Below are 25,713 nucleotides of genomic sequence, written 5' to 3'. Positions count from 1 at the left end.
GGGTGGTTTTGTCGCTGCTCACCGGTGTGCCACCTCACGCGCTCCCTTGACCTGCCGGTCCCCCTGGATCTCCACCAGCTCGACGCAGCACTCGTCGCCCGGCTCGAAGCGCACGGACGTACCCGCGGCAATGTTCAGCCGCCGCATCCGCGCCGCCTCGCAGTCCTTGAGCTCCTGGGGCGACTCCAGTTCCGGACCGGACGGGACCTCGACCCTGAGGACCTTCAGCCCCGGGTTGACGTCGGCGAAGTGATAGTGGGAACCGACCTGGACGGGGCGGTCCGACATGTTCTTCACCCTGATCCGCGTCCTGCCCCCACCCGGCAACTCGGTGGCGTCCTCCTGCAGGTCCGCGTTGAACTCGATCGCCTTGTACCAGGACTCCGCGTCCCGGCACTTGTCACAGCACGACGTCGAATCGCTGCCACTGTCGCCGTCGCAGTCGACCGGGCAGTCCGCCTTGCGGGGCGGCCGGGGGTGCTCGACCTTGCCCGGGTGGACCTCGGGCTCCTCGGCCGCCTCCGGGAAGGGATCGTGGATGGTGACCAGCTTGGTGCCGTCCGGGAAAGTGGCCTCCACCTGAACGTTCTTGATCATCTCCGGAACGCCGTCCATCACTTCGTCCCGGCTCAGCAACTGCCGGCCAGAGTCCATGACGTCGCTGACCGTCCGGCCGGCGCGTGCCTGCTCGAAGACATGCACCGTCAACAGGGCCATGACCTCGGGATAGTTGAGGAGCAGCCCTCTGCTGCGGCGCCGCTGCGCCACGTCGGCCGCCACATGGATCAGCAGGCGCTCCTGCTCATGCGGAGTCAAATGCACGATGAGCCATTTCTCTTGAACGGGCAGAGCGAGCGGCCGGGCCTGCGGATGGGCGCGGAACACGTCCTCGGGCGGCGCCAGTCGCTCACCGATCATGAGCGGCAGAGGTCATCGAGCAGGACGCGTCACGGATCGCGTACACGATCAGGTGAAATCGGGTCGGGCGGTGCGCAGTCCGGCTTCTTGGCCGCATGCGGCGAGGCTCACATCAGGACCGGAGCCTCGTTCCTCCTCGTCGTCCCGGACGCGGACTGTACGTACACGCTGTCCGTGCACCCTGCGCCGAAGGTGGAATTGAGAATTCCGCAGTAACTTTCCGTATCGGATTCAGTTCTTGCCGTGACTCGCTGTTTCAGGTTGCAGCGTCAGCAAAGACGTATATCTGGAGGATCCATGGCAAGTGTTCGTACTCGACTGACGGTGCTGGGCTCGGCCGTCGCGCTCGCCGCATGCGCCCAGGTGCCCGTGCAGCTCGCCGGCGCGGACCCGGCGGCCGCCGCCGCGTCCTACGACTGGGTCGCGCTGGGCGACTCGTACACCGCCGGGGTCATTCCCGCCGCGGGCGACGTCTTCGAGATCCCCCGCGACGGCTGCGAGCGCACCGACCAGTCCTACCCGCAGGTCATCGACCGCGACCTCGGCTCGCTCATCGACCTGACCAACGTCAGTTGCGGCGCCGCCACGATCGAGGACGTCACCTTCCGGGCCCAGGAACCGATCGGGCGCCACCTGCCGCCTCTCTCCGAGGACCCGGACTACCCGTTCCCGCCGGTGCCTCCCCAGTCCGAGGCGGTGGACTCCGGCACTGACGTGATCACGGTCGGAGTGGGCGGCAACACCCTCGGGTTCGCCGACATCCTCTTCCAGTGCCTGCAGTTGGGCTCGGGCAGCGGCGGCGTGGGCACCCCCTGCAAGGACGACCTGGCCGACAGCATCCCCGGGCGCCTGGCCAAGGTGAGCCGCGACTACGGTCAGATGCTCACCGTGCTCCACGAGCGGGCCCCGCACGCCAAGATCCTCGCCGTCGGTTACCCCACGGTGGTTCCCGAGGACACGTCCAAGTGCCGGTACAACGACTGGGAACAGTTCGCCTCCATCACCCAGGGCGACCTGGACTGGCTGCGCCGGGACGTGATGGAACCCCTCAACAAGGTCATCGAGAAGTCGGCCGGCACGCACAGCGCCACCGACTTCGTGGACCTCTACAACAGCTCCCGGAACCACAGCGTCTGCGACGCGGGCAAGTGGGTGGAGGGCGTCTTCACGCGCTTCCCCGACCAGGTGGCTGCCGTGCACCCCAACGCCAGGGGTCACCGAAACGCCGCCGATCACGTCGCATCGGCGATCCTGAACGCCATCAGCGTGGACTGACCCGCACCGTTCCTCTCCGAGCGCCCTCCGCGCCAGTAGTCCGGGCACCCCGCCGTCAGGCCGTACCGGCCAACCGGTCGAGGTAGTCGCCGATCGCTCCGGTCTCCGAGGCCGGGGCGATCAGGGCCACGTGGTTGTCGGGGCGGACCAGGACGAGGAGGGCGGTGGCGGGGGCGACGCCGTACGCCGTGCGGGCGTGGCCCGCGTCGTCGGTCAGGTCGCGGGGAGCTCCGGCCTCCACCCCGTACGCCCGCACCGTGTCGCCGTACGCCGTCTCAGCTGCCCGCAGGGCTTCCGCCGTGTCCGGGCCGAAGCCCAGGAGGGTGAAGTGCGGGCCCGTGAACGCCTCGAACAGGCGGGTCGGCGTGCCCGTCGCGGTGTCGCGGCAGGGGGCGTCGGGGGCGCGGTCGCCCGCCCGCAGGCGGGGGGTGGAGCCGGGGGCGGAGAGGGAGCTCCAGGGGTAGCCGAGGCCCAGGCCCGCCGTGTCGCCGGAGACCGCCGAATCCAGGCCGCCGCCGGGCTGCTTGATCGCTTCGAGGGTCGCCCGCAGCCGCTCGGCGGTGATGTCCAGCGTCCAGGAGGCGACGGGCAGCCGCTCCTCCTCGTAGGTGTCCAGGAGGCGGGCGTCCGACCGGCCCTCGACGACGCGGGCGAGCTTCCAGCCCAGGTTGTACGCGTCCTGGATGCCGGTGTTCATGCCCAGCCCGCCCGCGACGGAATGCACATGCGCGGCGTCCCCGGCCAGCAGTACCCGGCCCACCCTGTACCGGTCGGCCATGCGCTCGTTGACGCGGTACGCGGACAGCAGCGTCGCCTGCGAGAGGCGGTCCGCCGGGAGCCGGGTGTGCTTGGCGAACAGGCGCCGGAAGCTCTCCAGGGAGGGCGGCACGAGGGCTCCCGCCGCGTCCCGCTCCGGCCCGGCCTGGAACCACCAGCCCGTGCGCGTACCCGGGATCGGGCACAGCATCACGGCGCCGTCCTCGTCGAACCACTGGTGCCAGATGCCGCGGTCGAGGCCGTCCACCTCCACGTCCCCGCAGACCATCGACTGCTCCTCGTTCGTCTTCCCCTCGAAGGGGACGCCGAGCATCTTGCGTACCGGGCTGTGGCCGCCGTCGCAGCCCACCACGTACCGCGCCTCGACGCTCCGGCCGTCGGCGAGTGCGACGGTCACCGACTCGGGCCCCTGCGACAGGCCCACCGCCTCGGAGCCGAGCTCCACGTGCACTCCGTACTCCGCGAGGCGGTCCCGCAGGATCTCCTCCAGCTGCCACTGGGCGATCAGCCGGCCGTGGGCGTACGGGGTGTCCGGCGTCGGGTGCGAGGACTGGGACAGGTCGGCGTCGGCGACCGGCACCCCGTTCCGGTACTTGCGCATCGGCAGCGGTCCCGATCCCGTGGCCAGCACCCGGTCGACGACGCCCAGATCCTCCAGCACCTCAAGGGAGCGGGGGTTGGGCCCCTTGGCCCGCGAGCTGCGCGGGAACCCGGCGGACTTCTCGATGATCCGTACGCCGATGGAGCGCCGGGCCAGATCGCAGGCGAGGGTCAGGCCGGTCGGGCCCGAACCGACGATCAGTACGGGGGTGGCGGCTGCGGGTGTGGTTGCGGGCATGCGGGGCTCCTCGGTCGCGGTTCCGTGGACAACCAGGAAAACGTAACCGAGTTAAAAAAGCAACCAGGTAACTAAATCTGCGCGTGCGGGGCGGGCTCGCCGTCCGACGGATTCGGGCGCGGGTCCGGGTGCTGAGCCGCGTGAGGTGCCTGTCGCTGCGCCGCCTGCCGCGCCTCCTGTACCCGCGTCCTCGTCCGCCGTGCCGTCCGGAACGCGTCCCATGTCAGCAGGGTGAGCGCCAGCCACACCAGGGCGAAACCGGCCCAGCGCTCCGGCGGCATCGCCTCGTGGAAGTAGATGATGCCGAGGGCGAACTGGAAGACCGGCGCCAGGTACTGCAACAGGCCCAGGGTGGAGAGCGGCACCCGTATCGCCGCCGCCCCGAACAGCACGAGCGGCACGGCCGTGACCAGGCCCGCCGAGGCCAGCAGCGCCGCGTGGCCGACGCCCCCGGAGGTGAACGTCGACTCGCCCCGGGCGCCCAGCCACAGCAGGTAGCCGAGCGCGGGCACGAACACCACGGCGGTCTCGGCGGTGAGCGACTCCAGGCCGCCCATGTTGACCTTCTTCTTCATCAGCCCGTACGTCGCGAAGGAGAACGCCAGCGTCAGCGAGATCCACGGCGGTCGCCCGTAACCGATCGCCAGCACCAGCACGGCCGCGACGCCGGTGCCGACCGCCACCCACTGCACGGGGCGCAGCCGTTCGCCCAGGAGCAGGACGCCCATGGCGATGGTGACCAGCGGGTTGATGAAGTAGCCGAGCGAGGCCTCCACCACGTGACCGTTGTTCACGGACCAGATGTACAGGCCCCAGTTGACCGTGATCGTGGCCGCCGCCACCGAGATCAGGCCGAGCTTCTTCGGCTGCCGGACCAGCTCGCCGATCCAGGACCAGCGGCGCAGCGCCAGCAGCGCGACGGCGACGAACGCGAGGGACCAGACCATGCGGTGGGCGAGGATCTCGATCGCGCCCGCGGGCTTCAGCAGCGGCCAGAAGAGCGGGACGAGTCCCCACAATCCGTATGCGCCGATGCCGGACATGAGTCCCGCCCGCTGTTCGTTGATCCCCTTCACGGGCCCTCCAGGCATGTCTGTGTCAACTGCATGAAGGTAGCGCCGGGAGGGGCCCCGTGTCATGGCCGTATCGGGATACGGTCATGACACGGGGCCCCTGGGGTGCGGGGGAGCGGTGTTACGCCGCGGCCACCGCGGCGGCCACCGTCTCGGCGAGCGGCGTCGTCGGGCGGCCGATCAGCCGGGCCAGATCGCCGCTCGTGCCGGCGAGCAGGCCGCGCGCGATCGCCTCGTCCACGTCGACGAGGATCTCCGCGAAGAACTCGGGTACGCCGGCGCCGACCAGGATCTCCTGGTGCGTGGCGGCGGGCACGTTCCGGTACGCGATCTCCTTGCCGGTGGCCCTGGAGATCTCCGCCGCGTACTCCGCCAGCGACCAGGCGACATCGCCGCTCAGCTCGTAGGCCGCGCCGATGTGACCCTCGCCGGTCAGGACGGCGGCGGCCGCGGCGGCGTAGTCGGCGCGGGTGGCGGAGGCGATCTGGCCCTCGCCCGCGTTGGCGACGACGGCGCCGTGCTCCAGGACCGGGGCGAGGTTCGCCGTGTAGTTCTCGGTGTACCAGCCGTTGCGCAGGAAGGTGTGGGGCAGCCCGGAGTCGAGGATCAGCTGCTCGGTGACCTTGTGCTCGGCGGCCAGCCGGAAGTCGGCGGCGGGGCCGCCCAGGATGCCGGTGTACGCGAGCTGGGCGACGCCCGCCGCCTTCGCCGCGTCGATGACCGCGGTGTGCTGCGGTACGCGCCGGCCGACCTCGCTGCCGGAGATGAGCAGGACCCGGTCGCCGGCCCGGAAGGCCTCCTTGAGGGACTCCGGCCGGTCGTAGTCCGCGACGCGGAGCTCGACGCCCCGGGCGGCGAGCGGGGCCGCCTTCTCCGCGTCGCGCACCACGGCGGCGATCCCGCTCGCGGGCACGGTGGCCAGCAGCTGCTCGACGACGAGACGGCCGAGCTCTCCGGTTGCTCCGGTGACGACGATGCTCATGGGGGTTTCTCCTCTTCGGTGGCACTTGTCCTTGTTCGGGCTCTCACTGCTCACCGTACGGGGTGCACTTACCAATCGAAAGTACCCACTTTGAAGTAAGGTACTGGGATGAAGGTAAGCGACCTGGGGACGTGGCCCGATGCGAACGGGCGGATGTGCCCCTCCCGGCTGGTGCTCGAACACGTCACCAGCCGCTGGGGCGTCCTGATCCTGATCGCCCTGCTGGAGCGCTCGTACCGCTTCAGCGAACTGCGCCGCGAGGTGGGCGGCGTCAGCGAGAAGATGCTGACCCAGACCCTCCGGACGCTGGAGCGCGACGGCATCGTGCACCGGGAGGCGAAGCCGGTGATCCCGCCCAGGGTCGACTACTCGCTCACCGAGCTGGGCCGGGAGGCCGCCGAGCAGGTGTGTGCGCTGGGCCGCTGGACCGAACGCCGCCTGAGCGCGGTGCAGGCGGCGCGCGAGGCGTACGACGAGCAGAGGGCGCACACCCCGTAGCACCCGTTCGGTCACTCCGGTTGGGGTGCGCGTCCCTCCTCCATCTCACGCAGCGCACGCGACACGTCGAACGGCAGGATCGTCACCGCCACGTGCGGCAGCTGCCCCAGCGCCTTCGCCATCTGCTCGCCCGTGCCCCGGTGCAGCAGCTTGCCGAGCACATTGGTGTACATCCGCCGCGGCACCAGCACCGTCAGCGAGGTCCTGCCGTCCTGTGTGGTGCGGGCCGCCAGCTCCTTCATCGCGTGGCGCAGCCGGCGGTCCGGGCACTCCACCAGCTCCAGGGCGACGGACGTGGCGGCCGTCGCCTCCCACCGGGCGGCCAGCCGCCGGCCGTGCGCCTCGTCGATCGCGAAGTGCACGGCCCGGATCTCGTCCGGGCGCAGTTCGTGCGCGTACCGGAGCGCCTTGATCGTCGCCAGGTCCAGCGTCTCGACCAGGACGAAGACCAGATGGCGCAGGTCCCGGGGCCGGTCGGCGCCCGGCGCCTGGATGCTCTGGAGCACCGCGGCCTCGCGCCGGTACTCGCGGTTGATCCGGATCAGCGCCCACACCCCGAGCGGGAAGACCACCACGACCAGCCAGGCGCCCTCGGTGAACTTGGTGACGGCGAAGATCAGCACGACGGCGGCCGAGATGACCGCGGCGAGCCCGTTGACCGCGATCTTCGTCCGGCGGTACGGCTCGCGGCGCCGCAGGTGGTACGCGGTGAGGCCGGCCCCGGCCATGGTGAAGGCGGTGAACACGCCGATCGCGTACAGCGCCACCAGCCTGTCCACGCTGGCCCCGGTGACCAGCAGCAGCGCCAGCGAGACGACGGTCAGCGCGATGATGCCGTTGGAGAACGCCAGGCGGTGTCCGCGGCGGGTCAGCTGCCGGGGCAGGAACCGGTCCGCGGCGACGAAGCTGGCGAGGAACGGGAAGCCGGTGAACGGTGTGTTGGCGCCGGTGTAGAGGACCAGCGCGGTCGCCAGCTGTACGAAGACCAGCCCGGCCGTGCCGAGCGGCCCGTCGCCGAAGGCGAGATGGGCCTCCTGCGCGATGACCGTCGGGGTGCCGTCGACGTAGGGGACGGCATGGGTGAAGTGCGCCATCGTGGAGACGCCGAGCACCAGTACGCCGAGCACGCAGCTCATCACGATCAGGGTGCGGCGGGCGTTGCGGCCCTGCGGTTCGCGGAACGCGGAGATGCCGTTGGAGATCGCTTCGAGCCCGGTGAGGGACGAGCCGCCGTTGGCGAACGAGCGCAGCACGATGAAGAGCGAGGCGCCGTAGAGCCAGCCTTCGCCCGGGGTGCCGAGCGGTACGACCCCGGCGGCGTGCAGATCGGCGTGCGGCAGCTCGCCCGTGAGCCCGCGCACCGCGGCGACGAGCAGGACGAGACCGACGGCGGCCATGAAGAGATAGGCGGGCAGCGCGAAGGTGCGGCCCGCCTCGCGGATGCCGCGCAGATTCCCGTACGCGAGCAGCACGATGACGCCGACGGAGACCGGGAGCTGGAGGTGGTCGAGGCCGGTGAAGTCGGTGCCGGCCAGATGGGCGAGCGAGATCAGGGCATTGGTGCCCGCCGAGACCTGGACCGCGACGGTGACGATGTAGTCGACGAGCAGGGCCACGGCGGCGATCTGCGCGATGTCCGGCCCGAAGTTCTCCCGCGCGACGACGTAGGAGCCGCCCGCCCGGGTGTAGATCATGACGACGTCGCTGTAACAGAGCGTCAGGAGCAGCAGTACCAGCAGGATCGCGCCGGTCACCGGCATCAGCAGGGTGAAGGCGGCGGCCCCGACGACGGGTACGAGGACCCGGAGCATCTCCTCGGAGCCGTACGCGGACGAGCTGATGCAGTCGGAGGCGAGCACCCCGAGCGCCGTCCGGTTGTTCAGCTTCTCCTCGCTGATGCGCTCGGTGGTGAGCGCCTTGCCGAGCAGACGCCGCTTGATGCGGTACGCGGGACGGTCCAGGGTCATGGCCACATCGTGCGCGGTGGCCGGCCGCACGCCCGGGACGCAGCCGCCGGACGGGCCGAAATTCAGCCCGTCCGGCGAGTGCGTGATCCGGACGGCAGGACCGGGGCGGTGCCTGTCCCGGGACCGGAGTGCCGGGGCGGTGCCTGTCCCCGGTCCGCGGTGGTGTCCGCCCTAGCCGACGACCGTCCAGGTGTCGTTGCCGGCGAGGAGGGCGGCGAGGTCGCCCTTGCCGTTCTGTTCGACGGCGGTGTCGAGCTGTTCGGCCATCAGGGTGTCGTAGACGGGGCGTTCGACGTCACGCAGGACGCCGATGGGGGTCTGGTGGAGGGTGTCGGGGTCGGCGAGGCGGGAGAGGGCGAAGGCCGTGGTCGGCGACGGGTTGTGGGTGTCGTGGACCAGGACCTGGGACCGGTTCTCCTCGGTGACGGTCACCACCTGGAGGTCTCCGGTGGCCGGGTCACGGACGACGCCCTTGCTGTTGTCCGTGCCGAAGAGGATGGGCTGTCCGTGTTCGAGGCGGATGACCGCGTCCTGGGCCCGTTCCTTGTCCTTGAGGGCCTCGAAGGCACCGTCGTTGAAGATGTTGCAGTTCTGGTAGATCTCCACCAGCGCCGTGCCGGGGTGGTCGGCCGCGGCGCGCAGCACGCCGGTGAGGTGCTTGCGGTCGGAGTCGATGGTGCGGGCGACGAAGGACGCCTCCGCGCCGAGGGCCAGCGAGACCGGGTTGAAGGGGGCGTCGAGGGAGCCCATCGGCGTGGACTTGGTGATCTTGCCGATCTCGGAGGTGGGGGAGTACTGACCCTTGGTGAGGCCGTAGATCCGGTTGTTGAACAGGAGGATCTTGAGGTTCACATTGCGGCGCAGGGCGTGGATGAGGTGGTTGCCGCCGATGGACAGGGCGTCGCCGTCGCCGGTGACGACCCAGACGGAGAGGTCGCGGCGGGAGGAGGCGAGTCCGGTGGCGATGGCCGGGGCGCGGCCGTGGATGGAGTGCATCCCGTAGGTGTTCATGTAGTACGGGAAGCGGGAGGAGCAGCCGATCCCGGAGACGAAGACGATGTTCTCCTTCGCCAGGCCGAGTTCGGGCATGAAGCCCTGGACGGCGGCGAGGACGGCGTAGTCGCCGCAGCCGGGGCACCAGCGGACTTCCTGGTCGGACTTGAAGTCCTTCATGGACTGCTTGGCCTCGGCCTTGGGCACCAGGTGCAGGAGCTGGTTGGTGTCAGGCATCGATGGCCTCCTTGAGTGCCGTTGCGAGCTGTTCGGCCTTGAACGGCATGCCGTTGACCTGGTTGTAGCTGTGCGCGTCGACGAGGTACCTGGCCCGGATGAGGGTGGCGAGCTGGCCGAGGTTCATCTCGGGGACGACGACCTTGTCGTAGCGGCCGAGGATGTCGCCGAGGTTCTTCGGGAACGGGTTGAGGTGGCGCAGGTGGGCCTGGGCGATGGGCTGTCCGGCGGCGCGGAGCCGGCGGACGGCGGCGGTGATGGGGCCGTACGTGGAGCCCCAGCCCAGCACCAGGGTGCGTGCCTGGTCGGGGTCGTCGACCTGGAGGTCGGGGACCTCGATGCCGTCGATCTTCGCCTGGCGGGTGCGGACCATGAGGTCGTGGTTGGCGGGGTCGTAGGAGATGTTGCCGCTGCCGTCCTGCTTCTCGATGCCGCCGATGCGGTGTTCGAGACCGGGCGTGCCGGGCACCGCCCATGGCCGGGCCAGGGTGTGCGGGTCGCGCTTGTAGGGCCAGAACACCTCGGTGCCGTCGGCCAGTTCGTGGTTGGGGCCGGTCGCGAACCGGACCCGCAGATCGGGCAGCTCGTCGGTCTCGGGGATCTTCCACGGCTCGGAGCCGTTGGCGAGGTACCCGTCGGAGAGCAGGAAGACAGGGGTGCGGTAGGCCAATGCGATCCGGGCGGCGTCGAGCGCGGCGTCGAAGCAGTCCGCCGGGGTCCTGGGGGCCACGATCGGGACGGGGGCCTCACCGTTGCGCCCGTACATCGCCTGGAGCAGGTCGGCCTGCTCGGTCTTGGTCGGCAGACCCGTGGACGGGCCGCCGCGCTGGATGTCGACCACGAGCAGCGGCAGCTCCAGGGAGACGGCGAGCCCGATCGTCTCCGACTTCAGCGCCACCCCCGGCCCGGACGTGGTCGTCACCGCGAGGGAACCGCCGAAGGCCGCGCCCAGCGCCGCCCCGATCCCCGCGATCTCGTCCTCCGCCTGGAAGGTGCGCACGCCGAAGTTCTTGTGCTTGCTGAGCTCGTGCAGGATGTCGGAGGCCGGGGTGATCGGGTACGAGCCCAGATACAGCGGCAGGTCCGCCTGGCGGGACGCGGCGATCAGCCCGTACGACAGCGCCAGATTCCCCGAGATGTTGCGGTACGTGCCCGGAGGGAAGGCCTGCGAGGCGGGTGCCACCTCGTAGGAGACGGCGAAGTCCTCCGTCGTCTCCCCGAAATTCCACCCCGCCCTGAACGCGGTCACGTTCGCCTCGGCGATCTGCGGCTTCTTCGCGAACTTCGCCCGCAGGAACGTCTCGGTGCCCTCGGTCGGGCGGTGGTACATCCACGACAGCAGGCCAAGCGCGAACATGTTCTTCGACCGCTCGGCCTCCTTGCGGGAGAGCCCGAACTCCTTGAGCGCCTCGATCGTGAGCGTCGTCAGCGGCACCGGGTGGACGTTGTAGCCGTCCAGGGAACCGTCCTCCAGCGGGGAGGTCTCGTAGCCGACCTTCGCCATCGGCCGCTTGGTGAACTCATCGGTGTTCACGATGATTTCCGCACCGCGCGGCACATCGCCGATGTTCGCCTTCAGCGCGGCCGGGTTCATCGCGACCAGCACGTTCGGCGCGTCGCCCGGCGTGAGGATGTCGTGGTCCGCGAAGTGCAGCTGGAACGAGGAAACCCCCGGCAGGGTGCCTGCGGGGGCGCGGATCTCGGCGGGAAAGTTCGGCAGCGTGGAGAGGTCGTTCCCGAACGACGCGGTCTCCGAGGTGAAGCGGTCACCGGTGAGCTGCATACCGTCTCCGGAGTCACCCGCGAAACGGATGATCACCCGGTCGAGGCGGCGGATCTCCTTGTCGCCGGCATCCGCATGACCGGAGCGGGGGGCACGCTGTCCCCCGACGAGCGCCTCGCTGGCCTCATCGGCCTGTTCGGCTGGGCTACTGACCTGGCTGGTCACTGAACTGGACCTCCCTCGGGGCGGCGGCTCTGGTCCCGCCGGCCCGCCGACGGTCCCACTGCCCACCCTACGTCGGTAAGGGTCGCCTTCCCTTGACCGATCACATGATGGACGCCTTTTTGGGACGCGATTTGATACCGGTTTGTCATGTTTTGCAAGCCCCCCAGCCGTTCGATGAAGACGCCGTGCAGTCATCCTTTGGTGCTAGGACGTGTTCTTCGGTTCCGGAGCGTGTCCGCCCCGGGACCTGGTCACCGCGACCGCCGTGACCGGCTGCCGCGATGACCTTCACCAGGTATCTGACAGGGTGTCAGTTCGTCAGGAGTTCAGGTAGGTCAATACGGCCAGTACCCGGCGGTGATCCCCGTCACTGGGGGACAGGCCCAGCTTCAGGAAGATATTGCTGACGTGCTTCTCCACGGCGCCGTCGCTCACCACCAGCTGCCTGGCCACCGCGGAGTTCGTCCGCCCCTCCGCCATCAGGCCGAGCACCTCGCGCTCGCGCGGGGTCAGCCCGGCCAGGACGTCCTGCTTGCGGCTGCGGCCCAGCAGCTGCGCCACCACCTCCGGGTCCAGAGCCGTCCCGCCCTGCGCGACCCGGACCACCGCGTCCACGAACTCCCTGACCTCGGCGACCCGGTCCTTCAGCAGGTATCCCACGCCCCGGCTGGATCCGGCCAGAAGCTCGGTCGCGTACTGCTCCTCGACGTACTGCGAAAGGACCAGGACCCCGATCCCGGGATAGTCCTTCCGCAGCCGCACCGCCGCCCGCACGCCCTCGTCGGTGTGGGTCGGGGGCATCCGCACATCGGCGACCACCACATCGGGCAGCGCGCCCTGCCCCGCCAGGTCCCCCACCGTCTTGATCAGGGCCTCCGCGTCCCCGACCCCGGCGACGACGTCATGCCCGAGATCGGTCAGCAGCCGGGTGAGCCCTTCCCGGAGCAGCACCGAATCCTCGGCGATGACTACTCGCACCCTGTCCTCCACCATGAAGCCGTTGCCCTCACTGTCACTGTTCGCTGGTCTCGCGCCTACGCTCTCCAGCATCCCAGCATCGGTGGTGCGGTGTCCTCGGCCGCCGGGTGGACATCACGGGCGGATCTCAGCCGGGCCGGGGCAGCTCGGCCGGGCCACGGAACCTCAGCCGCGCCACGGCAGCTCGGCCGTGATCCGGGTCGGGCCGCCCTGCGGGGAATCCACGACCAGCACGCCGTCCACCGCGTCCAGCCGCTCGGCCAGCCCGGCGAGCCCACTGCCCGCCGCCGCGTCGGCGCCGCCGCGCCCGTCGTCGGTGACCTGGAGCATCAGCCGGTCCGCCGTCCGCCACACGTCGACCGAGGCGCGGGTCGCCCGTGCGTGCTTGCTCACGTTCTGCAACAGCTCGGAGACCGTGAAGTAGGCGATCCCCTCGATCGCCTGGGCCGGACGCCCCGGCAGGTCCACCTCGACCGTGACGGGGACGGTGCAGCGGGAGGCGATGGCGGAGAGTGCGGCGTCGAGTCCGCGGTCGGTGAGGACGGCGGGGTGGATGCCGCGGGCGAGGTCGCGGAGTTCCTGGAGGGCGACCTTGACCTCGCCGTGGGCCTCGTCGACCATGCGGGCGGCGGCTTCGGGGTCGTCGGTCAGTTTCTCCTTCGCCAGGCCCAGATCCATGGCGAGGGCGACGAGGCGGGCCTGGGCGCCGTCGTGGAGGTCGCGTTCGATGCGGCGGAGGTCGGCGGCGGCGGTGTCGACGACCACCCCGCGGTCCGACTCCAGCTCCGAGACGCGGGTCGCCAGCCGGGACGGCCCGAGCAGCCCGGCCACCAGCACCCGGTCCACGCTCGTCAGGCCCCGGATGATCCACGGCGTGACGAGGACGAGCACCAGTCCGAACGCACTGGTCAGCGCCATCTCGACGGAGGAGTCGAGCCGCACCTCGTGGCCCCGGTCGCTGTACAGCTGAATGCCGTTGCTGCCCACGTACGCCGGGAAGACCCACCGCCACAGCGGATAGGTGAACGCGGTCCACCCCCACGTCCAGAACGTCACCGAGACAACGAAGGCGAAGGTCGCCCACGGGAGGTACAGCAGCGAGTAGAGCAGGTGGCGCCAGGACGCCCCGCTCTTGAGGGCCGCACCCATCCAGGACATCAGGCCGCCGGTCCTGCCGCGTACCGGCGCCGGGGCCGCCACGTCCAGCTTCAGCAGGCCGCGCGCCCGTGCCCGCTCCAGCGCCCCGAAGCCGCGGCACATCGCCAGCGAGCCGGCCAGGATCGGCACCCCGAGGAAGGTGATCAGCATGCCGACGCCCAGCGTCGTCAGGGTGATCGAGAGGACGAACAGGACCAGGCCGATCGGGAGGCCCAGCAGCAGATAGGAGAACTCGCGCCAGGTCCTGCCCTCGACGGGCGCGCGCAGCGCGGCGGGGAAGAAGTGCTTCACCGGGGGATGGTCCCCGAAACCGGCTCCGGACCGCTGGTGGTCCCGAGTGTCCGGTCCGTATGCCGTGGCCATGGGTGCTTTCCGTTTCGGTGGTCTGCGGGTGCTGGGTGCTGCGTACCGGGCCGGGCCGGGTGGCTGGTGCTCGGTGCCTGCTCCGGCCGCTACTGCAAGGATGCTGATTCGCGGGCCGCCACACCATGAGGGGGGTATCCCTCTTCGACCGGGGGTTTTCCCCACCCCCGCGGGCCGGACCCCGCGCCCTGCTTCACTTCTGCACGCGAGTCCGCTCACGCTTCTGTTCACGAGTCCGCTCAAGCTTCTGCTCGCGCTTCTGCTCACGGTCCCGCCAGGGCAGTTCCGCCGTGACCGTCGTGGGTCCGCCGACCGGTGAGTCGAGGACGAACAGCCCGTCGACGGCGCCCAGTCGCTCGGCCAGCCCCGCCATTCCCGTACCGCCGTCCATCCGGGCCCCGCCCTTGCCGTCGTCGGTGACCTGGACCAGCAGCCGGTCCCCGGAGCGCCACACCTCGACGGACGCCGATCGCGCCGCGCTGTGCTTGCTCACGTTCTGCAACAGCTCGGAGACCGTGAAGTACGCGATCCCCTCGATCGCCTCCGCGGGACGCCCCGGCAGGTCCACACGCACGGTCACCGGGACGGTGCAGCGGGAGGCGATGGCGGAGAGTGCGGCGTCGAGTCCGCGGTCGGTGAGGACGGCGGGGTGGATGCCGCGGGCGAGGTCGCGGAGTTCCTGGAGGGCGACCTTGACCTCGCCGTGGGCCTCGTCGACCATGCGGGCGGCGGCTTCCGGGTCGTCGGTCAGCTTCTCCTTCGCCAGGCCGAGGCCCATGGCGAGGGCGACGAGGCGGGCCTGGGCGCCGTCGTGGAGGTCGCGTTCGATGCGGCGGAGGTCGGCCGCGGCGGTGTCGACGACCACCCCCCGGTCCGCCTCCAGCTCGGCGATCCGGCGCTCCAGCTCGTCGGAGGGCGAGAGCAGCCCGCGCACCATCGCCCGGTCCCCGTTGCTGAGGAGCCGGGTGATGTGGGGGAGCAGCGGCCACAGCACGATGAAGCTCACGAGCGTCACCGTGAAGGTGAGTACGCCCCACGGCAGCCGGACGAAGGAGTACAGCACCGCCCGCCAGCCCACCGGATCCTTGAGGCTCGACCACAGCCAGGAGAAGAACCCCTTCTCCCGGCGGGACAGAACCACCGGGCTCGGCTCGTCGATCCGCACCCCGAGCATCGCCCGCGCCCGGCCCCGCTCGGCCCTGCCGATCAGCCGCGCCCCGTGCAGCCCGGCGGCGAGCAGCGGCAGACCGATCACCGTGACCGCGAGTCCCACGCCGACGCCGATCATGAACACGGTGTAAACAAACCCGACCAGGGCCATGGGCAGATCGGACAGGAGATGGCCGATCTCCTTCCAGGTCCACCGGTCGGGGATGCTGCGGGCGGGCGGTGGCCGGTCGTTGTCCGGCACCAGGGGGCTCATGGTCATACGCCCCAGCCTGCCGGGCCGGACCGGCGCACGCCATGGGGCTCGTGGGTGGGGTGGAGTGGGGATAACCCCACCCTGTATCCGACACGGCTGCTTACCCTCTCTTTAACAGGGCCTAGACTCCCGTGCGTACGGATCACCGGACGGATTCGAGGGAGCGAGGAGCGGACGTGGCGGACGTGATGGACCTGCCGGAATCGACCGTTCTCGCGTCGGACTACTTCCACGGCTATTCAGTGGTCGGACTGCTCGCCGTGATCGGTGTGCTGTTCGTCGCCGTCGCCTTCGGGGCCGGCCGACTGCTGCGCCCCGTGGTCCCGACGCCGGAAAAGCTCCTGACGTACGAGTGCGGCGTGGACCCGGTGGGTGAAGGATGGGCACATACCCAGGTCCGTTATTACGTCTATGCCTTCCTGTACGTGATCTTCGCCGTCGACTCGATCTTCCTGTTTCCGTGGGCGACGGTATTCGCCGCACCCGGATACGGGGCGACCACGCTCGTCGAAATGTTCATCTTCCTCGGTTTCCTGACCGTAGGACTGCTCTACGCATGGAAGAAGGGCGTCCTCGAATGGACGTGACCAGCCCGCAGGGCGACGAGGGTTTCGAACCCCAGCCCGTGCCGACCTTCCTGCCGGAGCCCAAGCGGCTCGGCGTCCTGTCGCGCCTGGCGCCTGAGCCGATGAAGGTGGTCCTGAACTGGGGCCGCCGCTACAGCCTCTGGGTCTTCAACTTCGGGCTCGCCTGCTGCGCCATCGAATTCATCGCCGCCTCCATGGCCCGGCACGACTTCATCCGGCTCGGCGTGATCCCGTTCGCGCCCGGCCCGCGCCAGGCCGACCTCATGATCGTTTCCGGCACGGTGACCGACAAGATGGCCCCGGCCGTGAAGCGGCTGTACGAGCAGATGCCCGAGCCCAAGTACGTCATCTCCTTCGGCGCCTGCTCCAACTGCGGCGGCCCGTACTGGGACTCGTACTCCGTGACCAAGGGCGTCGACCAGATCATCCCGGTCGACGTCTACGTACCCGGCTGCCCGCCCCGGCCGGAGGCGCTCCTCCAGGGCATCCTCAAGCTCCAGGAGAAGATCGCCCGGGAGTCGCTTGGCGAGCGCTACGCGACCGGCGGCGCCCGTCCCTCCACCACCGCACTGCGCAGCGGCCTGGTCGCCGCCCCGCCGGCCCCGGGGAAGGGCGACGCATGACCACCACTCCGACTCCCGGCGAAGCCCCCGACGCCTACGACCGCCTGCCGGACGCCGCCGCCGAGCTCTTCGGCGAGGGCGCGACGGCGGAGTACGCGTACGACCTGCTGACCGTCGACGTACCCGCCACCTCCTGGATCGCCGCCCTCGAAACGGCCCGCGACCAGCTGGGCTGCACGTATTTCGACTGGCTGAGCGCGGTCGACGAACCCGGCACCGGCTTCCGGGTCTGCGCCCATGTCGCGGCCCTGGCCGAGGGCCGGGTCCGCCGGCTCCTGGTCCGTACGACCGTTCCGCACGAGGCGGCGACCCTCCCCACCGCCATCGACGTCTACGCGGGCGCGGCCTGGCACGAGCGCGAGACGCACGAGATGTTCGGCATCGGCTTCGACGGCCATCCGCACCTGGTGCCGTTGCTGCTCCCCGAGGGCTTCGAGGGCCACCCGCTGCGCAAGGACTTCGTGCTGGCGGCACGCGTCGCGAAGGCATGGCCCGGCGCGAAGGAGCCGGGCGAGTCGGAACACGGCGGACCGAAGCGGCGCACGATGCTGCCGCCCGGCGTCCCCGACCCGAACGAATGGGGCCCCCTGAAGGGCCAGCTCCCACCCGCCCCCTCCCGCCCGGCCCGCACCCCGCGCGCGGCCGGCGACCGCCCGGTACGCCGTACCCGCAGCGCGAGCGAGGGCTCGGCCGCCCAGCGCACGGCAGCGGCCCAGGCGACCCCGGTGACCGCGACGGCCCCGGACGCGGAGCCGGGAGCAGGCACGGGCACGGAGCCGACGCCCCGGGCCACGACCCCGCGCCGCACCCGCAGCGCGTCCCAGGGTTCGGCGAGCCAGCAGCCGCAGACACCGGAGCCGGAGCCGGGCGCGGAGTCCGGGACCGGGGCGCGGACGGTGCCGGAGCCCGAGGCCAGGACCGAGCCCGAGGCCAGGACCGAGCCCGCGCCAGGGGCCGCGAAGCCGGGCCCCGAGGCCGCGACCGGCGACGCCCCGTGGCACCACGCCCGCCCAGCCTTCGACGCGGGTACCGACACCGAAGCCGACGGCACCCCCGCTGCCGACGCCACCCCCGCGCCCGACTCCCCGGAGACCCGGGAGACGAGCGAAGCCCCAGAAGCCCCAGCAACCCCAGAAGCCCCAGAGACTCCCGACCACCCCGCCGGAGGCGATCCCGCGTGAACGACGTACTGGACGTCGCCCTCCGCCTCGTCATCGTCTTCGCCGTGTTCATGGTCCTCCCGCTCGTCGTCGGGCAGACCGAGCACAAGGTGATGGCCCACATGCAGGGCCGCCTCGGCCCCATGTACGCCGGCGGCTTCCACGGCTGGGCCCAGCTCGTCGCGGACGGCGTGAAATTCGCGCAGAAGGAAGACATCGTCCCGGCCCAGGCCGACCGCCGGATCTTCCAGCTCGCGCCGGCCGTCGCGCTGCTCCCCTACCTCCTCGTGCTCGTCGCCATCCCGATCGGCCCCAGCGAGGGCGCGGTCGGCCAGGTCGTCGACGCGGGCATCTTCTTCGTGCTCGCCGTCATGGGCGTCGGGGTGCTCGGCTCGCTGATGGCCGGCTGGGCCTCGGCGAACAAGTTCTCCCTTCTCGGGGGCCTGCGCACCGCCGCCCAGCTGCTCGCGTACGAGCTGCCGATGCTGCTCGCCGCCGCCTCCGTCGCAATGGCGGCCGGCACCGTCTCCCTCCCGGGCATCCTCGACGCCTTCGAGTGGTGGTGGCTGCCCTGGCAGATCGTCGGCGCACTCGTCTTCTTCGTGGCCGGACTCGCCGAGCTCCAGCGCCCGCCGTTCGACATGCCGGTCGCCGACTCGGAGATCATCTTCGGCGCGTACACCGAGTACACCGGCCTGCGCTTCGCGCTCTTCCTGCTCGCCGAGTACGCGGGCATCGTCGTGCTGTGCGGACTGACCACCGTTCTCTTCCTCGGTGGCTGGCACGGCCCGTTCGGCGCCGACGGACTCGGCTGGGTCTGGACGCTCCTCAAGACCGCGGTCCTCGCCTTCGTCGTCATCTGGCTACGGGTGTCCTACCCCCGGCTCCGCGAGGACCAGTTGCAGAAGCTCGCCTGGACCACGCTCATCCCGCTCGCTCTCGCGCAGATCGCGCTCACCGGCATCGTGAAGGTGGCGATCAGTTAATGGCCGCGTCGCCCCCGCCCTCCCGCCCCCGCATCCCCGGCTCCGGCCTGGCCAAGGGCCTGGCCGTCACCCTGCGGACGATGACGAGGAAGACGGTCACCGCGCAGTACCCGGACGTCCAGCCCGAACTGCCGCCCCGCTCCCGGGGCGTCATCGCGCTGTTCGAGGAGAACTGCACGGTCTGCATGCTCTGCGCCCGCGAGTGCCCCGACTGGTGCATCTACATCGACTCCCACAAGGAGACGGTGCCCGCCGCCACCCCGGGCGGCCGCGAGCGCAGCCGCAACGTCCTCGACCGCTTCGCGATCGACTTCTCGCTCTGCATGTACTGCGGTATCTGCATCGAGGTGTGCCCCTTCGACGCGCTCTTCTGGTCGCCCGAGTTCGAGTACGCGGAGACGGACATCCTCGAACTCACCCATGAGCGCGACAAGCTCCGCGAATGGATGTGGACGGTGCCGGAACCGCCCGCGCTCGACCCGGGCGCCGAGGAGCCGAAGGAGATCGCCGCCGCCCGCAAGACGGCGGAGAAGCTCGAAGCCCAGCGCGCCCAGGAAGCCCAGCAGAACCAGGAAGCCCAGCAGAAAGCAGAGGGGGAGGAGTGACACTCGCAGCCACCGCGGCCACCGCGGCGCACTCCGCCCATTCCGTCCTCGCCGCCCGCCCGGACGCCCCGGCCCCCTCCGGCTTCCTCTCCCCGACCGGCATCGAGATCGCCTTCGTCCTCGTCGGCATCGCCACCCTCGGCGCGGCCCTCGTCACCGTCACGACCAAGCAGTTGGTGCATGCCGCCCTCTGGCTGGTCGTGGCGCTCGGCGGGCTCGCCGTCGAGTACCTCCTGCTCACCGCGGAGTTCATCGCCTGGGTGCAGGTACTGATCTACGTCGGTTCCGTCGTCGTTCTCCTTCTCTTCGGGCTGATGCTCACCAGGGCCCCCATCGGCCGCTCCCCGGACGCCGACTCGGGCAACCGCTGGGCGGCCCTCGCCGTGGCGGTCGCCGCCGCCGGCGCGCTCGTCTGGGTCGTCGCCGACGCCTTCCGCACCACCTGGATCGACCTGGACGGACCGGCCCAGGGCTCGACCGAGGCGACCGGCTCCTTCCTGTTCCGGCACTGGGTGCTGCCCTTCGAAGCGCTCTCCGTCCTGCTGCTCGCCGCCCTCGTCGGCGCGATCGTCCTGTCCCGCAAGCGCGGTAAGGAGCAGAGCTGATGCACCTCGCCTATCCCGCCGTGCTCGCCGCCCTCCTCTTCTGCACCGGGCTGTACGGAGTGCTCGCCCGCCGCAACGCGATCCTGGTCCTGATGTCCGTCGAGCTGATGCTCAACGCCGTCAACCTCAACCTGGTCGCCTTCGACGTCTGGCTCCGCGACGCCCTGCACTCCGGCCAGGCCCTCACCCTCTTCACCATCGCCATCTCGGCGGCGGAGATCGGCATCGGCCTGGCGATCGTCCTCGCCGTGTACCGCAACCGCGGCAGCTCGGACGTCGACCGGCTCCGCGACACCGCCGAGACCGACGCCGCCGAAGCGCTCCCGGACGACGACGACACCGACACCGGCACCGAAGACCAGGCCACTGCTGCGGCAGGGAAGGCAAAGAAGGCAGAGGCCACCGCGTGACCACCACGACCCTCGCCGTCCTCGTCCCCCTCCTTCCGTTCCTGGGCGCCGCGGCCGGTCTCCTGCTCGGACGCACCGCCCCCGGCTTCGTACGGCCCCTCGCCGTACTGCCCACGCTCGCCGCCGCCGTCATCGCGGCCGTCGTCGCGGCCCGCCAGGGCGGCGGCCGGGCCGTCGACGCCGCGACCCAGCTCACCCCCACCGGCTCGGTCCCGATCGACCTCGCCCTGCACCTCGACGGCTTCGCGGTCCTCGTCGCAGTCCTGGTCGGGCTCGTCGCGAGCTGCGTGCAGATCTACTCGACCGCCTACCTGCGCGACGACCCCCGCTACCCCTCGTACGCGGCCCTCGTCTCCCTGTTCACCTCCGCGATGCTGCTCGTCGTCTACTCGGGCGACCTGATGGTGCTGCTGGTCGGCTGGGAGATCATGGGCATCTGCTCGTACTTCCTCGTCGGCCACTACTGGGAGACGCCCGAAGCCCGCGCCGCCTCCCTCAAGGCCTTCCTGGTCACCAAGCTCGGCGACGTCCCCTTCCTGATCGGTCTGTTCGCGCTCGCCGCCGACACCGGCACCTTCCGCATCAGCGGCATCCTGGGCGCCGTCGCCAACGGCGGCCTGGACCACCCCACCCTCATCGCCCTGCTGCTCCTCGCGGGCGTCGCCGGCAAGTCGGCGCAGTTCCCCCTGCACACCTGGCTGCCCGACGCGATGGCCGGCCCCACCCCCGTCTCCGCGCTCATCCACGCCGCGACGATGGTCGCCGCCGGCATCTACTTCGTGGCCCGGCTCCTCCCCGTCTTCGCCGAGTCCGGCGCGGCCCTCGTCGTACTCGCCGTGATGGCGGCGGTCACGATGATCGGCTCAGGACTCGCCGCCTTCGCCCAGGACGACATCAAGCGCGTCCTCGCCTACTCGACGATCGGCCAGCTCGGCTACATGGCCGGGGCCCTGGCCGTCGGCGACCGCGGGGCCGCCGTCTTCCACCTCCTCTCCCACGGCGCGTTCAAGGCCGTCCTCTTCCTTGCGGCCGGCGTCGTCATCCACGCCGCCGGGACCAACTCGCTGGCCGCCATGTCCCGCATGGGCGGGCTGACGAAGCGCATCCCGGACGCCTACTGGACGATGACCGTCGCCCTGCTCGCGCTCGCCGCCATTCCCCCGTTCGCCGGCTTCTTCTCCAAGGAAGCCGTCCTCGTCGCCGCCGAGCACACCGCGCTCGGGGACCGGCACGTCGCCCCGGCCGCCGCCGGCTGGACCGTACTCGTCGCCGGACTGCTCGCCGCAGTCCTCACCGCCGCGTACGCCACCCGCCTCTGGCTCCTCGCCTTCCGGGGCCGCGGTGCCGAGGCACCCGACCACGGCAGGCAGCCCGTCGCGATGACCGCCGTCCTGTGGGTACTCGCCGTCCCCACCATCGCCTTCGGGCTGACCGTCGGCACGATCACCGACTGGTTCGACGGACACGCCCTCACCCCGTCCGTGACCACCGCCGTCCTCTCCACGGGCGTCGGCCTCGTCGGCGGCCTCGTCACCTACGGCGCCTGGCGCCACACCTCGGCGCTCGCCGCCCGCACCCCCGCCGGCACCGTCGTCGCCCACCCCGACGCCGAGCCCGCCCTCGTCGAGGCCCAGGCCATGACGGCACACACCGCCGCCTACGGAGCCGACGGGGACGTCCCCGACCCGGCCGACCCCGGCCGCCTGCTGCTCGGCCCGCTCCACCGCCCGGCCGCCGCCGGCTTCCACCTCGACGCCCTGTACACGGCGCTGTTCGTCCGCCCCGTCCAGGCCGCGGCGAGCCTCGTCCGCTTCCTGGACCGCGAGGTCGTCGACACCTATGTACGAGGCTCCGGAGCCGTCGCACGCGGGCTCGGCGCCGCCGTCCGCCGCGCGCAGACCGGCAACGTGCAGACCTACCTCAGCGCACTGCTCGCCGGTTCGCTGGTCCTGGCGATCGCCGCCGTCGTCTTCGCCAACGTCAACGCCGGGTCGTGAGCCGTGATCGATATCAGTGAATCCGTGATGCAGTTCCTTCTCGCGTTCATCGTCGTCATCCCGCTCGTCGGGGCCGTGGCCGCACTGCTCCCGGCCCCGCCGGGACTGAAGGGCACCAGCCCCGACCAGGCCGTGCTCCGCCACGGCGTGACCGTGACCGGCGCGATCCTCGTCGCCGCGATCGTCCTCGCCGCGGGCTTCGACCACGACCACCCGTCGAAGATGCAGGCCACCACCGACATCAGCTGGATCCCGGCGCTCGACGTCCGCATCCATCTCGGCACCGACGGCATCTCGCTCCCCCTTCTCGTACTGACCGCGCTGCTGACCTTCCTCTGCGCGCTCTACAGCTACTTCAAGCCGCCCGCGGGCCCCTCCCCGAAGGCCTTCGTCGCTCTCCTGCTCGTCCTGGAGTCCGGCACCCTCGCGACCTTCGCCGTCCTCGACCTGCTGCTGTTCTTCCTGGCGTTCGAGATGGTGCTCATCCCGATGTACTTCCTCATCGCCCGCTGGGGCGGTGCGCAGAGGCAGGCCGCCGCCTGGAAGTTCATCCTCTACACACTGCTCGGCTCGGTCGTCATGCTGCTGGGCCTGCTCCTCATCGGACTGAAGAGCGGCACCTTCGACATGGTGGCACTCGCCACTGACAACGGCCGTGGGCTCACCTCGTCCGTGCAGGTCATCGCCGTTCTGGCGATCGGCATCGGGCTCGCCGTGAAGACCCCGATGTGGCCGCTGCACAGCTGGCTGCCGGACGCCCACACCGCGGCCCCGACCGTCGGCTCGGTCCTGCTCGCAGGCGTCCTGCTGAAGATGGGCACGTACGGATTCGTCCGCATTTTGCTTCCCATCACCCCCGACGGGATGCACACCTTCGCGCCGTACCTCGCCGCCTTCGCGGTCGTCGGCATCATCTACGGATCGCTGGCCTGCCTGGCACTGGTCCGCCCCGGCTCCAAGGGCGACCTCAAGCGCCTGATCGCGTACTCCTCCGTCGGCCACATGGGCTTCGTGCTCCTCGGCATCGCGAGCATGACACCGACCGGAGTCAACGGCGCGCTCTTCGCCAACATCGCCCACGGCCTCATCACCGGCCTGCTGTTCTTCCTGGTCGGCGCGGTCAAGGACCGGTACGGCACCGCCGACCTCGACACCCTCTCCGGGGCCACCGGGGCCGCGCTCTACGGCCGGGCACCCCGCCTCGGCGGCCTCCTCGCCTTCGCCGCCGTCGCCTCCCTGGGCCTGCCGGGCCTCGCCGGGTTCTGGGGCGAGATGCTCGCCCTGTTCGGCTCCTTCGACCCCGCCGACGGCCTCAGCCGCCCGGCCTTCCTGACCTTCATGTCGATCGCCGCGTTCGGCACCCTGCTCACCGCCGCGTACATGCTCATGGTCGTACGCCGGGTCTGCATGGGCGAGAAGCGCGAAGAGCCGCAGCTCGCCGACGTCCAGACGTACGAGTTCGCCGCCTGGACCCCGCTCGTCGCGCTCACCGTCCTCGCCGGTCTGTGGCCCGCCGCCCTCCTCGGCCTCACCGACCCGGCCGTGCAGAAGCTCCTCGCAGGAGGCAAGTCGTGACCCCAGCCGTTGTCATCCCGGGCGTCGTGACCCCAGCCGCCACCGCGGGCGCCGCCGCCCCGGACCTCGTCACCACCGCGGCCGAGAACACCACCAGCCTCATCCAGTCCGTCGACTGGCTCGCGATCGCACCCCCGGTCGTCGTCGCGGCCACGGCCCTGATCGTCCTGGTCACCGACCTCTTCCTCCCCGACCGCCGCAAGCCGCTCCTCGGCGCGCTGACCATCGCCGGGCTCGTCGCCGCCCTGGCCCTCCTCGTCCCGCTGCGCGACGGCGACCGCTCCACCTTCTGCCTCGACGCGGCTGCCACCGGACCCGGCTCCGCCGGCGCCTGCAGCTACACCGCCGACCACTTCGCCCTGGTCATCCAGGCCCTCGTGCTCGGCGGCGCACTGCTCACCGCCCTGCTCTCGCTCGGCGACACCCGCAAGCTCCCCGCCGGCGAGTTCTGGTTCCTGCTGCTGTCCTCGGCGTCCGGCGCCGCACTCCTGCCCGCCGCCCGGGACCTCGCCACCCTCGTCGTCGCCCTCGAAGTCGCCTCGCTGCCCGCGTTCGCCCTCGTCGGCATCAAGCGTGGCGACCGGCGGTCCTCCGAGGCCGCACTGAAGTTCTTCCTCTCCTCCGTCGTCGCTACCGCCGTCATGCTGCTCGGCGTCAGCTTCGTGTACGCGGCCACCGGCACCCTGCACCTCACCGAGATCGCCGCCCGGCTCGACGACGTACCCGGTCAGCTGGACACCCTCGCCAAGGCGGGCGTCGCCCTCACCCTGGTCGGCTTCGCCTTCAAGACGGCCGCCGCGCCCTTCCACTTCTGGGTTCCCGACACCTACATCGGCGCCCCCCTGCCGATCGCCGCCTACCTCTCGGTGGTCGGCAAGGCGGTCGGCTTCTCCGGCCTCATCCTCGTCACCGTGATCGCGTTCCCGGCGTACGCCGACGTCTGGGGACCGGCGCTCGCCGTCCTCGCCGCGCTCACCATGACGATCGGCAACGTCGCCGCCCTGCGCCAGAACGCAGGCCGGGCCCGCAGCGCCGTACGCCTGCTCGCCTGGTCCTCCGTCGCGCAGGCCGGCTACCTCCTGGTGCCGATCGCCGCCGCCGCGTACTCCAGCGACGAGCACATCGGCTCCACCGTCGCGTACGCCCTCATGTACGCCGTCGTGAACCTCGGGGCCTTCGCGGTCGCCGCCCTGGTCGCCCGAACCAGCCCCGGCAACCGGCTCACCGACTACCGCGGCCTGTACGCCACCCGCCCGCTCGCCGCCCTGGCGATGGCCTTCTTCCTGCTCTGCCTGGCCGGCCTGCCGCCCGGCATCATCGGCCTCTTCGCCAAGGTCACGGTCTTCTCAGCGGCCGTCGACGCCGGGCTCGGCTGGCTCGCCGTCGTCATGGCCGTCAACGTCGTGATCGCGCTCTACTACTACCTCCAGTGGACCGCGACGCTCTTCCGCGCCCCGGAGGAGGCCCCGGAGGAAACCCCGGCGGCGGTCCTCGAAGAGACCTCGACACAGGACGCCGTACGCGTCCCCACCAGGCACGGAGTCCCGGCCTCCCTCACCGTCGCCATCGCGCTCACCGCCGCGGCCGGCGTGGTGCTGTCGGGCGCTCCGCAGGCCGTCCTCCGGTTCGCCGCCGTCAGTCTCTTCTGACATACCGAAGATCGGTTTGCCCGGGACGGTCCGTACAGGGCAAGGTCTTGCCCGCACACCCCCCACACGTACGCATTCCAGAGGAGCA

22 protein-coding genes and 1 pseudogene are annotated in these 25,713 nt (G+C 70.9%); 12 read left to right on the top strand and 11 right to left on the bottom strand.

Translation table 11 applies throughout. The features are described 5' to 3' along the window. Window positions 1-18: 18 nt before the first annotated feature. Both OG842_RS16505 and OG842_RS16500 read right to left on the bottom strand, forming a co-directional pair. Entirely contained in the window at window positions 19-327 is a 309-nt protein-coding gene (locus OG842_RS16505; protein WP_323185809.1) for an urease subunit beta, read from the bottom strand. Between the two features lie 201 nt (window positions 328-528). Then, window positions 529-822: pseudogene (locus tag OG842_RS16500) on the bottom strand (urease subunit gamma); the annotation flags it as partial. Window positions 823-1,215: 393 nt separating this feature from the next. Here OG842_RS16500 and OG842_RS16495 point away from each other — a divergent pair. Continuing rightward, window positions 1,216-2,193, top strand: a complete 978-nt coding sequence (locus OG842_RS16495; RefSeq protein ID WP_266730454.1) for an SGNH/GDSL hydrolase family protein — start codon at window positions 1,216-1,218, stop codon at window positions 2,191-2,193. 55 nt (window positions 2,194-2,248) lie between these two features. Here OG842_RS16495 and OG842_RS16490 read toward each other — a convergent pair whose 3' ends face one another. From OG842_RS16490 to OG842_RS16480, 3 genes are all read right to left on the bottom strand, one after another. Beyond that, window positions 2,249-3,808 carry an FAD-dependent monooxygenase gene (locus OG842_RS16490; protein WP_266730453.1) on the bottom strand — a complete coding sequence of 520 codons (1,560 nt, stop codon included), beginning with the start codon at window positions 3,806-3,808 and terminating at the stop codon, window positions 2,249-2,251. A 71-nt stretch (window positions 3,809-3,879) separates the two neighbouring features. Continuing rightward, window positions 3,880-4,884, bottom strand: a complete 1,005-nt coding sequence (rarD, locus tag OG842_RS16485) for an EamA family transporter RarD (protein WP_266730451.1) — start codon at window positions 4,882-4,884, stop codon at window positions 3,880-3,882. A 118-nt stretch (window positions 4,885-5,002) separates the two neighbouring features. Beyond that, window positions 5,003-5,863 carry an SDR family oxidoreductase gene (locus tag OG842_RS16480; RefSeq protein WP_266730450.1) on the bottom strand — a complete coding sequence of 287 codons (861 nt, stop codon included), beginning with the start codon at window positions 5,861-5,863 and terminating at the stop codon, window positions 5,003-5,005. A 108-nt stretch (window positions 5,864-5,971) separates the two neighbouring features. On the opposite strand from OG842_RS16480, the gene OG842_RS16475 reads away from it, so the two are divergent. Continuing rightward, on the top strand, window positions 5,972-6,361 hold the full coding sequence (locus OG842_RS16475; protein ID WP_266730448.1) for a winged helix-turn-helix transcriptional regulator: 390 nt from the start codon (window positions 5,972-5,974) through the stop codon (window positions 6,359-6,361). Window positions 6,362-6,372: 11 nt separating this feature from the next. On the opposite strand, the gene OG842_RS16470 is transcribed toward OG842_RS16475, so the two are convergent. The 6 genes from OG842_RS16470 to OG842_RS16445 form a co-directional block, all read right to left on the bottom strand. Beyond that, window positions 6,373-8,328 carry an APC family permease gene (locus OG842_RS16470; protein WP_266730447.1) on the bottom strand — a complete coding sequence of 652 codons (1,956 nt, stop codon included), beginning with the start codon at window positions 8,326-8,328 and terminating at the stop codon, window positions 6,373-6,375. 171 nt (window positions 8,329-8,499) lie between these two features. Next, window positions 8,500-9,558 (bottom strand): 2-oxoacid:ferredoxin oxidoreductase subunit beta, encoded by a 1,059-nt coding sequence (locus OG842_RS16465; protein ID WP_266730445.1) that lies wholly within the window; start codon window positions 9,556-9,558, stop codon window positions 8,500-8,502. Further along, window positions 9,551-11,506: a 2-oxoacid:acceptor oxidoreductase subunit alpha gene (locus tag OG842_RS16460; protein WP_266730443.1), complete on the bottom strand. Its 1,956-nt coding sequence runs from the start codon at window positions 11,504-11,506 to the stop codon at window positions 9,551-9,553. The genes OG842_RS16465 and OG842_RS16460 overlap by 8 nt, the downstream gene beginning before the upstream one ends. Window positions 11,507-11,824: 318 nt before the next feature. Then, the gene (locus OG842_RS16455) at window positions 11,825-12,499 is read right to left on the bottom strand and encodes a response regulator transcription factor (RefSeq protein ID WP_323185808.1); all 675 of its coding nucleotides are present in this window, start codon (window positions 12,497-12,499) and stop codon (window positions 11,825-11,827) included. A gap of 150 nt (window positions 12,500-12,649) precedes the next feature. Then, window positions 12,650-14,005, bottom strand: coding sequence for a sensor histidine kinase (locus tag OG842_RS16450; RefSeq protein WP_266730441.1), 1,356 nt, complete (start codon window positions 14,003-14,005; stop codon window positions 12,650-12,652). A 193-nt stretch (window positions 14,006-14,198) separates the two neighbouring features. Continuing rightward, window positions 14,199-15,434, bottom strand: coding sequence for a sensor histidine kinase (locus tag OG842_RS16445; protein ID WP_266730440.1), 1,236 nt, complete (start codon window positions 15,432-15,434; stop codon window positions 14,199-14,201). 182 nt (window positions 15,435-15,616) lie between these two features. On the opposite strand from OG842_RS16445, the gene OG842_RS16440 reads away from it, so the two are divergent. The 10 genes from OG842_RS16440 to OG842_RS16395 all read left to right on the top strand — a co-directional run bounded on the left by OG842_RS16440 (window position 15,617) and on the right by OG842_RS16395 (window position 25,625). Beyond that, window positions 15,617-16,015 carry an NADH-quinone oxidoreductase subunit A gene (locus OG842_RS16440; protein ID WP_266733627.1) on the top strand — a complete coding sequence of 133 codons (399 nt, stop codon included), beginning with the start codon at window positions 15,617-15,619 and terminating at the stop codon, window positions 16,013-16,015. After that, a complete protein-coding gene (locus OG842_RS16435) occupies window positions 16,006-16,638 on the top strand; it encodes an NADH-quinone oxidoreductase subunit B (RefSeq protein ID WP_266730438.1) in 633 nt (210 codons plus the stop codon). Before OG842_RS16440 ends, OG842_RS16435 begins: the two co-directional genes overlap by 10 nt. Next, entirely contained in the window at window positions 16,635-17,819 is a 1,185-nt protein-coding gene (locus OG842_RS16430; protein WP_266730437.1) for an NADH-quinone oxidoreductase subunit C, read from the top strand. Before OG842_RS16435 ends, OG842_RS16430 begins: the two co-directional genes overlap by 4 nt. Further along, window positions 17,816-18,784, top strand: a complete 969-nt coding sequence (locus tag OG842_RS16425; protein ID WP_266730436.1) for a complex I subunit 1/NuoH family protein — start codon at window positions 17,816-17,818, stop codon at window positions 18,782-18,784. Before OG842_RS16430 ends, OG842_RS16425 begins: the two co-directional genes overlap by 4 nt. After that, complete coding sequence (locus OG842_RS16420; RefSeq protein WP_266730435.1) at window positions 18,784-19,389, top strand: NuoI/complex I 23 kDa subunit family protein; 606 nt, start codon at window positions 18,784-18,786, stop codon at window positions 19,387-19,389. Before OG842_RS16425 ends, OG842_RS16420 begins: the two co-directional genes overlap by 1 nt. After that, window positions 19,386-19,994: an NADH-quinone oxidoreductase subunit J family protein gene (locus tag OG842_RS16415; RefSeq protein ID WP_401873467.1), complete on the top strand. Its 609-nt coding sequence runs from the start codon at window positions 19,386-19,388 to the stop codon at window positions 19,992-19,994. Before OG842_RS16420 ends, OG842_RS16415 begins: the two co-directional genes overlap by 4 nt. Next, window positions 19,994-20,404: an NADH-quinone oxidoreductase subunit NuoK gene (gene nuoK, locus OG842_RS16410; RefSeq protein WP_266730434.1), complete on the top strand. Its 411-nt coding sequence runs from the start codon at window positions 19,994-19,996 to the stop codon at window positions 20,402-20,404. Before OG842_RS16415 ends, nuoK begins: the two co-directional genes overlap by 1 nt. Further along, window positions 20,401-22,401, top strand: coding sequence for an NADH-quinone oxidoreductase subunit 5 family protein (locus OG842_RS16405; protein ID WP_328512290.1), 2,001 nt, complete (start codon window positions 20,401-20,403; stop codon window positions 22,399-22,401). Before nuoK ends, OG842_RS16405 begins: the two co-directional genes overlap by 4 nt. A gap of 27 nt (window positions 22,402-22,428) precedes the next feature. Continuing rightward, window positions 22,429-23,976: a complex I subunit 4 family protein gene (locus OG842_RS16400; protein WP_266733625.1), complete on the top strand. Its 1,548-nt coding sequence runs from the start codon at window positions 22,429-22,431 to the stop codon at window positions 23,974-23,976. 101 nt (window positions 23,977-24,077) lie between these two features. Next, on the top strand, window positions 24,078-25,625 hold the full coding sequence (locus OG842_RS16395; RefSeq protein WP_266733624.1) for an NADH-quinone oxidoreductase subunit N: 1,548 nt from the start codon (window positions 24,078-24,080) through the stop codon (window positions 25,623-25,625). The last annotated feature ends 88 nt before the right edge of the window (window positions 25,626-25,713 follow it).

Origin of the sequence: Streptomyces sp. NBC_00376 (genome assembly GCF_036077095.1) — a bacterium.
Classification (GTDB): Bacteria; Actinomycetota; Actinomycetes; order Streptomycetales; family Streptomycetaceae; genus Streptomyces.
The sequence above is the reverse complement of the archived record's forward strand: the minus strand, read 5'-3'. Positions and strand labels throughout refer to the sequence as shown.